This window comes from Paenibacillus sp. HWE-109, assembly GCF_022163125.1.
Lineage (GTDB): Bacteria > Bacillota > Bacilli > Paenibacillales > NBRC-103111 > Paenibacillus_E.
Genome location: NZ_CP091881.1, coordinates 2,766,703 through 2,779,927 on the forward strand (window position 1 = coordinate 2,766,703; position 13,225 = coordinate 2,779,927).

The 13,225-nt window shown below is 42.1% G+C and carries 9 protein-coding genes; 7 read left to right on the forward strand and 2 right to left on the reverse strand.

The window, feature by feature from the left end; genetic code table 11:
* Positions 1-314 precede the first annotated feature (314 nt).
* Positions 315-1,184, reverse strand: a complete 870-nt coding sequence (locus LOZ80_RS11295) for an AraC family transcriptional regulator (protein WP_238171523.1) — start codon at positions 1,182-1,184, stop codon at positions 315-317.
* A 109-nt stretch (positions 1,185-1,293) separates the two neighbouring features.
* Between LOZ80_RS11295 and LOZ80_RS11300 the strand changes: the two genes are divergently transcribed.
* Positions 1,294-2,832 (forward strand): glycoside hydrolase family 31 protein, encoded by a 1,539-nt coding sequence (locus LOZ80_RS11300; protein ID WP_238171524.1) that lies wholly within the window; start codon positions 1,294-1,296, stop codon positions 2,830-2,832.
* Here the strand turns inward: LOZ80_RS11300 and LOZ80_RS11305 are convergent.
* Complete coding sequence (locus LOZ80_RS11305) at positions 2,762-3,403, reverse strand: MFS transporter (RefSeq protein ID WP_238171525.1); 642 nt, start codon at positions 3,401-3,403, stop codon at positions 2,762-2,764. The two genes, LOZ80_RS11300 and LOZ80_RS11305, sit on opposite strands and share 71 nt — an antisense overlap.
* 478 nt (positions 3,404-3,881) lie before the next feature.
* Between LOZ80_RS11305 and LOZ80_RS11310 the strand changes: the two genes are divergently transcribed.
* The 6 genes from LOZ80_RS11310 (at position 3,882) to LOZ80_RS11335 (ending at position 13,160) form a co-directional block, all read left to right on the forward strand.
* Entirely contained in the window at positions 3,882-4,769 is an 888-nt protein-coding gene (locus tag LOZ80_RS11310) for an ABC transporter permease (protein ID WP_238171526.1), read from the forward strand.
* A 27-nt stretch (positions 4,770-4,796) separates the two neighbouring features.
* Positions 4,797-5,573 (forward strand): carbohydrate ABC transporter permease, encoded by a 777-nt coding sequence (locus LOZ80_RS11315; RefSeq protein WP_238171527.1) that lies wholly within the window; start codon positions 4,797-4,799, stop codon positions 5,571-5,573.
* A gap of 178 nt (positions 5,574-5,751) precedes the next feature.
* Positions 5,752-7,377 (forward strand): extracellular solute-binding protein, encoded by a 1,626-nt coding sequence (locus LOZ80_RS11320; protein ID WP_238171528.1) that lies wholly within the window; start codon positions 5,752-5,754, stop codon positions 7,375-7,377.
* Between the two features lie 34 nt (positions 7,378-7,411).
* Positions 7,412-10,519, forward strand: coding sequence for an alpha-mannosidase (locus LOZ80_RS11325; protein ID WP_238171529.1), 3,108 nt, complete (start codon positions 7,412-7,414; stop codon positions 10,517-10,519).
* A gap of 190 nt (positions 10,520-10,709) precedes the next feature.
* Entirely contained in the window at positions 10,710-12,302 is a 1,593-nt protein-coding gene (locus LOZ80_RS11330) for a type 2 periplasmic-binding domain-containing protein (RefSeq protein ID WP_238171530.1), read from the forward strand.
* A gap of 18 nt (positions 12,303-12,320) precedes the next feature.
* On the forward strand, positions 12,321-13,160 hold the full coding sequence (locus LOZ80_RS11335; protein ID WP_238171531.1) for a hypothetical protein: 840 nt from the start codon (positions 12,321-12,323) through the stop codon (positions 13,158-13,160).
* Positions 13,161-13,225: the final 65 nt, after the last annotated feature.

Genomic DNA, 13,225 nt, shown 5'->3' on the forward strand with positions numbered 1-13,225 from the left:
CTAGCGGCTACACCACTCTGCCGCTGCTCCTTCCGTTGAGGAAAACATTGGATTTATCCAGTGTTTTCCTCGTTTTTGCGCTTCAAAACCCTCTTTCATTGGGTATTTCCAATGGGATTTCCAGAATCGGCTCTTGTAGAGCGATTCCCTGTTAAAAGATTGGATAGATCCAGTGAAAGGTTGTTTTCAACTGCTTTAAAGCTGATTTCATTGGATTAATCCAATGAAGCTTTTTGTTTGGTGTCTTGAATTACGAAACGTAGTCCGTTCTATATCAAGACGGCGAATAAACGATGTTGATGGTGTTATGCTGACTACTCATAGTAAATCGCATCAAAAGGAAACTCAAGTTGTTTTAACCGATATTCTTTCGGTGTCATATTCATGTATGCACGAAAAATTTTGCCAAAGTAGCTAGGACTATCGAAGCCGCAATGTTGGCCAATGTCTTGAATTGGCATCTCTGTGGTTCGAAGAAGAGCAAGGGCAGCCTCCACTCTCCGATCGCGCAGATAGGCTAGTGGCGAGGTTTGCTCGGAACGCTGAAACAATCTGCATAGATAATGTTTATTGATTTCACAGTACTGAGAGATCATGTCCAGTGTAAGTGGCTTTGCATAGTGCTCTTTCATGAATTTCTTGGCTGTATGAATTAACGTGCTTGAGTTTGGGCTCATGTCCTTCGTCTGCTCTCGGCTCGATTGGAGCAAGGTTATCATCCATTCATATACCGCGACTGACAGTTGGTACTTATCGGTGGCCTTGCCTTCAGCAACCATGCGCAGCAGCTTCCAGAGTCCTTGAATCAGTGGGGCCCCCGATTCTCTGCGAATCACGGGTCCTTCCAACGCGATGACCAAATCCCAGATGCGGTTCGCCTCATCTCCACGCAGATTCAGCCAAATAACCTCCCATGGTTCCCCCTGATTTTGATAAAAGTATCTGTGACTGCTTGGCACTTTGACAAGAAAGGCTGTACCTTTCGGCAACGGGATGCTCTGCTGCTCATAGTCAAGATAGCCTTGACCGCTCAGCGTATATTGAAAAATGACATGCCCGCAGTCAGGGCGGTTATCGCCAGTGAAACTGTAAGCAGAGCTATTGATCGTTTGCCACCCGATGGAATCCATTGTCAGGATGGAGGTGTCGTCGTTGCGAAAGGCATATGATGAAGGTTTCAGCATAGGATTCTCCTGAAAAGTCAATTTTGTTATAGTATAAATCACAACTTTAAGATTGTCGCCTTATTATACGGACGGTACAATCATTCTTAGATAAAGGAGTGATTATGGGATGGCTAATCATGAAATAGTAATTCAATTATTGCCGGATGAATATTGGTGGGGAGGCCGTGTAGCGGATGGCACAAGTATGCCCTTTGGTAAATCCCTTTTCCAAATGAATTTAGCTGTTGACAGCGGAGCAAATCAAGCCAGCCCGCTGCTCATCTCGAGTAAGGGCCGATTTATTTGGAGTGAGGAGCCATTTGCTTTCCAGATTGATGATGAGCGCTTACAAGTAGAAAGCGAGCATGCGCCGCTGATTGTAGGAGAAGGACATGGAAGTTTAAAAGGAGCTTACCTCTATGCGGCTCGCACGTACTTTCCGCCGATTCCATCCATCCCTGAACCGTTGTTGTTCACGGCTCCGCAGTATAATCTATGGATTGAGCTGCTGTATGAGCCAACGCAGGAGAAAGTGCTGCAGTACGCAAGAGATGTGTTGGCAAATGGCATGCCGCCTGGCGTCATCATGATTGATGACAATTGGCATGAGCCTTATGGCACGTGGATGTTTCATTCTGGGCGTTTTCCACAGTCGAAACAAATGGTCGAAGAACTTCATACGTTGGGTTTCCAAGTCATGCTATGGGTATGCCCGTTTGTCAGCCCGGATTCTATCACTTTTCGAAAGCTTGAACCGGAGGGCATTCTTCTGCAAGATCGCGACGGCAAGACGGCTATTCGCAAATGGTGGAACGGGCACAGTGCCGTTCTGGACTGCACCAACCCGCAGGCTGTCGCGTGGATTCAAGATCAGCTTGACGCTCTGCGGTCTGATTATGGCATTGACGGGTTCAAGTTGGATGCGGGCGATTTGGAATTTTACGAGCCTGATGACCGGAGTTACTTAAAAACAACGCCAAACGGACAAAGCGAAGCATGGGCTCGTGTAGGTTTGAAATACCCGCTTAATGAGTATCGTGCATGCTGGAAACTGGCTGGTCAGCCTTTGGTTCAGCGACTGAAAGACAAACAGCATAAGTGGGAGGGAAACGGACTGGATTGTTTGATTCCCGATGGGCTGGCACAAGGGCTTCTCGGCTATGCGTATACGTGCCCCGATATGATTGGTGGAGGCGAATTTTTGAGCTTTTCGCTAGAGAAGTTGGATTCAGAGCTGTTTGTTCGTTCAGCCCAATGTTCGGCTTTATTTCCAATGATGCAGTTTTCGGCGGCGCCTTGGCGAGTTCTTGATTCCGAACATCTGCGTTATTGCGTGGAGGCTGCGCAGCTGCATGCATCCTTCGGCGAGGAAGTTCTGGAGCTCGCGAATCAGGCGGCTATAACGGGAGAACCCATTTTACGCCACATGGCCTATGAATTTCCTGAGGAGAGGTTGGAGACGATCCGTGATCAATTTATGTTGGGAAGCTCGCTGCTGGTTGCCCCGGTTATCGTCAAAGGAGCACGTACTCGTCAAGTAAGTTTCCCAGCCGGGACTTGGGTGGGGGATGATGGCACAATTGTGATAGGCCCGATCAAGAAAGATATTGAAGTGCCGCTCGGAAGGCTGCCTTATTACAGGAAAGGAAACCGATCGTCCCCATAACCAGAGCTGCAATAAAGATAAGCATCAAGTTGCTGTAATGAAATGCAGCATCAACGGTCACAGTAGGAAGAAGTGGGAAGGCGAGCCATGGTTTTGTGAGCAAGCTTCCGACTGCGGCCACGCCAATCCCTTCGCCCAGGAAGCAAGCAAAGTTCAAAAAGCCCATGCCCGAACCAGATTCCTCGGAATCCAAGGTTCCTGCAACACTGGTGGATACGACGGTTTTCACAAACGCAAGTCCGCCGAATGTCAAAACCATGGAGAGAGAGATAAGCCATGGCGTTCGATCCGGGAACAATAAAACGCAAAGAAAGCTTGCGCCAATCATAAGTAAGCCAACTAACATGGTGAATACGTTACCTAACTTATCGACCAACACCCCGCCGCCAAAGCCGAACAGTACCACACTGACAGTTCCAGAAAACAGGACGCCGATTCCAATCCACCACAGACAACAACATAGTACAAATAAGGCCACTTCGGAAATAATCCGGTGTGGTCTTTCCTTGTTTCCTTGGTTGCAGCAAAAAAGTGCAGTGATCGAGAATTTGATGGTTAATGCAAACTTCACTCTAATGAACTGTATGATGCTTATAGAGGAGAAAATAGTGTTTTTGATAATCTAATGAACTGAATTGGGGTTATCGAGCATATTTTAGGCGGAATGGTGACCGTTTGCGCGAGATAACGTGTTGGAGATTCATTAGATTTTTCAAATCCCCCATTTTGCTCGAATAAAGGGTATTGAGTTCGTAAGCTGAAAGTGCTTATTTATTGGACACCAGTGTGAAAAACATTGGATCACAAGATGTCCAGCGAATCACTCGACAGTAAAAATACGTCAAAATTTGTAAAGATACATCATTCAATTCAATTTATGAAAGCGTTACAATAATTTCAACAACGCAAAGGAGTAAAGGAAAAGTAATCATGAGTTAGGTGTGCTGTTAACAAAACAATAAGGCAGGCAGGCGATGAGTATGAATGCAGTTAAGGGAGAAATCGGAGTAAACTTCAGTATTGCGAAAAAGAGATCAAGGATACTTCCAATGTTAATGAAACAAAAGTTTCTATTCTTGTTGTTATTGCCTGGTTTAGTTTATTTCATGCTTTTCAGATATGGTCCTATGTATGGCATTCTTCTTGCATTTAAAGAGTACAACCCACATGAGGGGATATTAGGAAGTCCTTGGGTAGGGTTAAAGTATTTCCACCAGATGTTTGACATGAAATATTTTTGGACCGTTGCGGGAAACACTTTGAAAATTAGTCTCATGAAGATTCTCGTAGGTTTCCCTGCACCGATCATTTTTGCTCTACTGTTGAATGAGCTTGCTTCCAACAAATTTAGACGAATTGTCCAAACAATTTCGTATCTTCCGCACTTTCTTTCTTGGGTGATTGTAGCTGGTTTAATTTATCAATTGGTTTCACCCAGCTATGGTATATACGGATTATTGTGTGATGTATTTGGTTGGGAGCCAAGAGTGTTATTGGGTGATAGCAAATCATTTCTGCAAATCTTATTGGTTTCCAATGTGTGGAAGGAGATCGGTTACAGCAGCATCATCTACTTGGCTGCCATAGCCGGGATTAACCCAGAAATGTATGAATCTGCTTATATGGACGGGGCAGGACGGTTTAAACAGATTATTCATATCACGATCCCAAGTATATTGCCTACCATATGCATGCTATTTGTCCTTGGACTTGGCGGAATTTTGGATGGCGGGTTTGATCAAATTTTCAATTTATACAATTCAATGGTAATGCCTACAGCGGATATCATCGATACATTTGTTTATCGTATTGGCCTAGTTGAAATGCAATATAGTTTCTCAACTGCGGTTGGTATTGCCAAAAGTGTTATTGCTCTCATTCTTGTACTGAGTGCCAACTGGATCGTAGGCAAGCTTTCAAACTATACGATCTTTTAGCTTTTAACGTAATAAAGGAGTGTTCTCATGAAAAAAAGCATAGGAGCAAGAATATTCGACATTTTTAATATAGCACTGATGTTATTTATATGTTTGACGATTGTATTCCCTTTTGTCCAGCAAGTTGTTATATCAATGAGTCAGCCTAATGAATCTAGCGAAATCGGACTTCACCTGTATACGAAGAATCCTACCTTGGATTCTTATAGGCAAATATTTTCAATGGGTTCTGTGTTAGAAGCCTATTACTGGACAATTCTGCGCACAGTTCTAGGAACCGTACTTACGGTTGTGATTTCAGCCATGCTTGCTTATCCACTTTCCAAAAGATATCTGCTTGGAAGGAAAGTGTGGATGGGGCTGATTATTTTCACAATGTTTTTTGGTGGTGGATTAATTCCAACCTATTTGCTTGTCAAAGAACTGCACATGCTAAATTCAATATGGTCTCTGGTATTGCCTGGACTTCTCAGTGCTTATACCATCGTTATCATTCGAAATTTCTTCACTGCTCTGCCTGTTGAGGTTGAAGAAAGTGCCTATATGGATGGTGCCAATGATATTACTGTCTTCTTTAAAATCGTTTTGCCGCTTTCTGCGCCTATTATTGCAACTGTAACGTTATGGTCCATGGTAGGCCAATGGAATGCCTGGTTTGATGCGATGATATATGTATCAAATGGAGAAATAAAGATTCTGCAACTTCTGTTGAGAGATGTACTTAATAATGCCCAGGATGCTGCGATGACGGATGTAAAGGGATTTGAAACCGTAGATATGTCTGGACAAAAATACAACGCATAATCAGTAAAGGCAGCCATCCTTCTGGTTACTACCCTACCGATCATCTTGGTCTATCCGTTCCTTCAGAAGTATTTTGTCAAAGGAATTATGATTGGTTCTGTTAAGGGTTAATCTGGGTTTCACCAGCGCTCACGCGCTTTTTATCTAATAAAACTATGTAAGTAAAGGGGAAAACACAATGAAAAATGTCAAATGGCGTACAGCATCACTTTCTTTGGTCATGGCTAGTGTTATCGCAGTTTCGGGTTGTTCTTCAACCAGCAATGACAAGAATGAGGCTTCAGAAGGAACAGGGCAACCAGCTCAATCAAGCCAGCCCAAAAAAGATTACACAGCCGATGTGTTTACCATCCGAATCCAACCGGATCCTAAATCCGAAGTTATGAAGCAAGTGAATGAAAAGCTGGGTCTCAAACTAAATGTTACCGCCGTTCCTGATGCAGATTATGATACCAAGCTAAACCTGTTTATTGCATCTGGTCAGATGCCAGATGTTTATGGCGGCTACACAAACAGCAGTGATGCTCTATTTGACTCAGCTGCTGATTTGACAGAAGAAGAAATCAAGCAATATGCACCTAAAACCTATGCTTCGTTTGTTAGTAGAGCAGGTGATCAAAAAGCTAACATTCTTAAAACCTGGTCAAAAGGCGGAAAGCTTAAAGGGTTTAGTAATGGCAACCTGAACAACTCCTTGCCCTATGGCGTTGTCGTTCGCTCGGATATATTGGCAGAGCTTGGGGTCAGTATGCCTAAGACGATTGCGGATTGGGATCAATTATTGAAAAAGTATAAAGACAAATACCCGAAAAATTACCCGATCACCGTTCAAAATGGCGGAGAAAAGCAAGCGATGTATTACTTCCTGTCAGCGTTTGGAGTAAGACGGGACGAATGGATCTACAAGGAAAATTCGTTTCAGTTTGCTCCTTTTATGCCCGGCATGAGAGATGCGCTTATTCAGCTTAATAAATGGTATAAAGCCGGCTACATTAATCCTGAGTATTATACGATGTATCAGAATTCAACCGCACCAGTGAATGAATTTGTCAAAGGAAATGCGCTCTTTTACCAATATTACAATACCACTCTTCAGAGCAATCCACCTTATGATGAAGGAAGTGTCGGTGCCAAGCTGTTGGCTAATTTCCCGAATGCCAAGCTTGATTGGGTGCCACTTCCAACCTTGGAGGACGGCAGCAAGCCCATTATTGCCAACGCTCCAATGTTTTCTAATTTAACTTTCTTCAGCAAGAGTTTGGAAAAAGATAGGGATAAGCTGCATGCCATTATGACAGCATGGGATAAACTGTTTAGTGATCCTGAATTGTATACGCTTGTGAAATATGGTCTTAAAGACACACATTATTCGATTGTTAACGGTGCTATTGTGACCAAACAAGAGTTTTCCACGAATGATGCTAAAGCGAAAGAAGGCTTTGGATGGCCCTTTAACAGCGCGTTTGATCCGACAGATGAAGTGAACAAGGTCGTTCTTCCTCCATTTGTTCAAGAGAACAGACAAAAGCTGCTCTTTGATGATAACGGAATATACAGCCGAAAGAATCTCGAATATATAAACACGAACGATAAACCAAATGTGAATGGTCCGATTACGTCTGAATCCGGTGAAAAATTGGATATCAAAAACCAAACATACATGACCCAATGGAACACCATCTTCACATCTATAATCGTTGGTTCAAAAAAAATCGAAGATTTCGATAGCTTTATCGCAGATTGGAAAAAACAAATTGGCGATGAACTAGTTAAGAGTGCCAACAGATTGTATAACAAAAAATAAGTCAATTGTAATTTTATTAAATGAGGAGTTCAATATGCTGAATGAAAAACAGACAGAACGAATGCTTGGCAAGTTGAAACGATTTGAAAATACGATTGAACCCTTCATTTTTACAAGAGTAGATACCCTTGATGTTGGGATTTTCAAGACAAAGGAAAGATTCCATCGAATACCTGAGAGCCATTTGTTCATCAAGGCTGAAGCAGGAGAGATGTGGGGCGGCGAGGAGAATTATTGCTGGTTTAAGGGAAAATACGAGGTTAAGCAAGACTTAAATAATCAAACCCTGTTTCTTAAACCCCATGTTGGAGGACATGAATCACTTCTATGGGTGAATGGGTCGCCATTTGGGACATTTACGTTTACAGCAAGCCCAAGTCACGGCAATCACTACTGTGATCTGTTGAAGTCTAATGTTCAGAGTGGAGAAATAATTGAAATTGCCTTGGAATCCTATGCGGGTCATTTTTCAATAGCGAGCCAGCCTTTAGCCCCAACACCGCACTCCGATTTTATGCATAGATACGAGTCGCTGGACATCTGTGTGAAAAACGAGAAAATCGCGGACTTTTACTTTGATCTGAAAACCTTTAATCAAATGGCCAGTGTACTGGATAAAAACAGTTTTGTCCGGGCAAATATCATAAAAACGTTAACGCAGATCCATGAAATTCTTTATTATTCTCCGGATAATATTGAGAAAGAAACTTTTGATGAGGCAGTGGAACGAGCAAGCAAGGTAATCAAAACCTTATATGAATACAAGAATACGTCATTAGCACCTATTGCTGCAGTGATTGGTCATTCTCATATGGATACGGCATGGCGTTGGACAATTGAAGAAACTATCAAAAAATGTACGCGAACCTTCTCCAACCAACTAAGCCTCATGCAGCAGTATCCAGAGTACAAATTTGTACAGAGCTCTGCGTATCATGGGAAAATGATTAAGGATCACTATCCCGATCTATTCGAAAAAATAAAAGATGCGGTAAAAGCGGGCAGATATGAACCGAATGGAGCTGTCTGGATTGAGAGTGACTGCAATCTGGTAGGCGGGGAAATGCTGCTGCGACAATTCTTATGGGGGCAAAGATTTACTCGGGAGCATTTCGGTTATACTTCAAACTGTTTTTGGCTGCCGGATACGTTCGGATATAGTCCTTCCATTCCCCAAATTATGAAGGGGTGTGGGGTCGATTATTTCCTTACGACCAAAATGGCATGGAATGATACAAATAAATTCCCTTACGATACCTTTTACTGGCAGGGGCTGGATGGTACGAGGGTGTTGACACACTTGAACAAAACTCATTTGTGGCCGGACCCGGAAACTTGCATTGACTCCGTAATGGACGGCTATCGCTCCAAAGATACTATTACAGATAAATCGGTATCCAACATGCGTCTATTAGCGTACGGCTTTGGCGATGGCGGAGGAGGTCCACAGTTTGAAATGATTGAAATGGCTCGGAGATCTGCGGATTTGGAAGGATGTCCGAAGGTGGAGACCATGTTTGTAGGCGATTTTATGCAAAGGCTGGAGAAGACGCTTACAAACCCTTCCGTCTATGCGGGTGAACTATATCTGGAGCTTCACAGGGGAACGCTTACGAACCAGCATACAATTAAACGGAATAACCGATTGTCAGAAATACGTTTGCACGATTTGGAATACCTCACGGTCCGCGATGCAGTCAGTAATGATTCTATTTGCAGGGATACCCATATCAAGCCACTTGTCGAAACGCTGCTTGTCAATCAGTTTCATGACATATTGCCTGGTACGTCCATTCCCGCAGTCCATGACAGAAGTATTGCGGAAACAACGCACATCATTCAAAGAGCCGATGAATTAATCAGGCAAGCTGTGCCGGTAAGCGATGCGCAGAACAAAATTTCAATCATAAACACCTTATCTTTCGACCGCAGCGATGTTATTTACCTGGATTATGTTGAAGGGTATGTGGTAGAAGGAGCATATAATCAGCAACTTGTAACGGATATTTCGGGCCATAGAATGTTGGCTGTTTCAGGCGTAACAGTGGAAGCGTTGTCCTCTGCGGTGCTTGAACGAATTGAAGGCTATCCAGGACAAGGCTCTTGCTTTACTTTTGACGGTAAGGTGCTTGATACGCCATTTTTCAAAGTGGTTCTAGATGATCGAAGGTATATCAAGTCATTTATCGATAAAAGCCTGAACAGAGAATTAAGAGGTGAAGGTTATGCCCTGAATACCTTGCTCATAGCTGAGGATGTACCTACAGCGTGGGACAGCTGGGACATCGATGCCGATATTGAGTTGAAATTCAAGAACAGCGCTGTTCTACTGGCAAGCGAAATCGTATCGGATGGTTTAGTAGAATTTAGAATTCGCAATACCTATAAGCTGACCGAGAAATCAAGCTTGGTTCAGGACCTGATTTTTTATAGCGACAGCAAGTTGGTCAAATTCGAAACGCTCATGAATTGGCAAGATGATCACAGATTGCTGAAGACCGTATTTGATACGAATGTTTTTGCGGATTTTGCGAGACAGGAGCTTCAATTCGGGTACATCAAGCGTCCGACGACCCGAAATACGGATATGGAGAAGGCGAAGTTTGAGGTTTGCAATCATAAATATACCGATCTTTCAGAAAACAAGTACGGTGTCAGTCTGTTGAACGACTGTAAATACGGAATTTCCGTCCATCATTCACAGCTTGCTCTCACCTTGCATAAAGGCGGATGCCGACCGGATTTCAGGGGAGACAAGGGTGAGCATATGTGCTCTTATGCTTTTTTGCCGCATCATAGCGGATTTGATGCCGACTCTGTAATCAAGCCTGCCTATGTGTTTAATTATAAGCCGCTTATTATTCCAGGTGAGTGCAGCTTCACAAAATTTATCAGCGTAAGTGCACCCAATATCATCGTTGAAGCGATCAAGCCTTGTGAAGATAACGAAAAAGCTTATGTGATTAGACTGTATGAAGCAGAAGGCACCTATACGAATTCAACGCTGGTGTTTGATAGAAATGCAAAATTGGTTACAGTGACCAACATGCTGGAAGAGGATATCCAGAAATTGGAGTGTATAAACAATGTTGAGCTAAGCTTTAAGCCGTTCGAGATTAAAACAATCAGAATTAGTTATTAAATCCTTTGGGTTAACTGCGTGATCAATGTGCCGAAATTTTATTCGGCACATTGATTTTCACTCGCTGCTTGCCGAGAATGAAGGAGCTATATTAATTAATCAATTATTGTAAAGAATAATCATGTCTTTTATTTTGTGAAAGCGCTACAATATATGAAAGGATTTTGATACAGGCAAGGGGAACACACCTATGAAAAAACTCAGATGGCTTACGGCATCACTTTCTTTTGTCATGGCTGGTGTAACTATCGTTTCGGGTTGTTCTTCATCCAGCGATGGTAAGGAGCAAGCCTCACAGTCAATAAAAGATAACACAGTCCATATATTTACAACAAGAATCCAACCGGATCCCAAATCTGAAGTTATGAAACAGATTAATGAAATGCTGGGCCTCCAATTTAACGTAACCGCTGTTCCCGACGCAGATTATGATACTAAGTTAAACCAGTTTATTGCATCCGGTCAGATGCCAGATGTTTATGGTGGCTATACATTCAGCAGTGATGCTCTATTTGACTCAGCGGCAGACTTGACCGAGGAAGAAATTAAGCAATTTGCCCCCCATATCTATGCGTCGTTTGTCAGCAGAGCGGGCGATCAAAAAGATCATATTCTCCAAACATGGTCAAAAGGCGGTAAACTTAAAGGGTTTAGTAATGGCAACCTGAACAACTCCCTGCCTTATGGCGTTGTCATTCGTTCGGATATATTGGCGGAGCTTGGAGTTAATATGCCAAGGACGATCGCGGATTGGGATCAACTGTTGAAAAAGTATAAAGTAAAGTACCCGAACAAGTACCCGATCACCGTTCAAAATGGCGGAGAAAGCCAAGCGATGTATTACTTTCTGTCTGCTTATGGCGTAAGACGCGACGCATTGATCTACAAAGATAATGTGTTTCAGTTCGCTCCATTTATGCCAGGCATGAGAGATGCGCTTATTCAGCTCAACAAATGGTATGAAGAGGGCTATATTAATCCTGAATATTATGCCATGTATCAAAATTCAACCATACCGATTAAGGAATTTGTAAAAGAAAATGCTCTCTTTTACCAATATTACAATACCATTCTTCAGATCAACCCGCCGTATGATGAAGGAAGCATTGGAGCCATGTTAATGCTTAATTTCCCTAATGCCAAGCTTGATTGGGTTCCGCTCCCAACCTTGGGGGACGGCAGTAAGCCCGTTTTCTCCAACGCCCCAATGTTTTCTAATTTAACTTTCTTCAGCAAGAGTCTGGAAAAAGATAGAGATAAACTGCATGCCATTATGTCTGCATGGGATAAAATATTTAGTGACCCTAAGTTGTATACGCTTGTAAAGTATGGTCTGAAGGATACTCATTATTCTATAATTAACGGTGCTATTGTTGCTAAACAAGAGTTTTCAACGAATGATGCTAAAGCTATGGAAGGCTTTGGTTGGGTCTTCAACAGCACGTTTGATCCGACAGATGAAGTGAACAAAGTTGTTCTTCCTCCTTTTGTTCAAGAAAATAGACAAAAGCTGATCTATGATGATAACGGAATATACAGCCGGAAGAATATTGATTATCTTGTCACAGCGGATAAACCGAGTATAGAAGGTCCAATTACGTCTGAATCCGGTGAAAGATTGGATGTTATGAAGTACTTGTTCATGACCGAATGGGACACCATGTTCACATCTGTCATCGTTGGCGCCAAAAAAATCGAAGATTTTGATAGCTTTATTGCGGATTGGAAACAACAAAATGGCGATGAATTAGTGAGGAATGCCAACAGATTGTATAACAAATAAGTGTGTAAGTTTTAGGAGTTGATTCATATAAAAACAAAAATTCAAACGCAATTTATTTTGTACTATCTTTTTCTGTCCGTTATCCCGCTAATCGCACTTTCCTATTATTCTTATTACAACATCAAGACGAACACCCAAAAAGAATTGGTCAATTCCATCTCATTCGATATGCGGCAAATCCAATCTTCACTTGATAATTTATATACGAGGTTTCAGAAGTATACAGATATATTATCAAATTCCACTGTTTTTTATAATGCGGTTGTCACGACATCTAATGAAATTAAAAAAGGGGATTTCAAACAAGCGAAATACTTCGCTGCTATTAACCTTGAACCGCAACTAAAGAGTTTGTTTGCAACGGATGAAGTAATTTCAGCCGCCTTGGTCGTTATCGACGGACGAGTCGTGTACAGTTATAAAGATTTTGTCTCCATTGTAAACAATTATAAAGATAATCCGATAATCAGGAATACCGAAGACACTCCTAATATGCACTGGTTTAGCAAACAGGATAATCCATTCGATTCGTTCGAAGGGGAATATACTATTGTTACAAAAAATATCTATGATATCTTAGGAAATAACCCGACGTACAGCATTTGCCAATTTATCATCTTGATTAAGCAGCAAAAAATGAGCGAAATACTAGATACACATCTTCGCTATGCGGATAGTTTAATTAGAGTTATAGATGAAAACGATAACATTATTGCCAGCAATGCATGTGATCCTCAGACTTGCGATGAACATTTCAATAAAATTATGCCAAAGAAGCCCTTTGATCAACATGCAAACACGGCGAACTATTTCGACAACTATCTCTTTTTACAGAGTTATTCAAGTGCTTCCAATTAGAATATCCTGCAATTATCTCCATCCAAGTATGTAACAAAAGCATCTACGGCTATTATTCTCTTTGC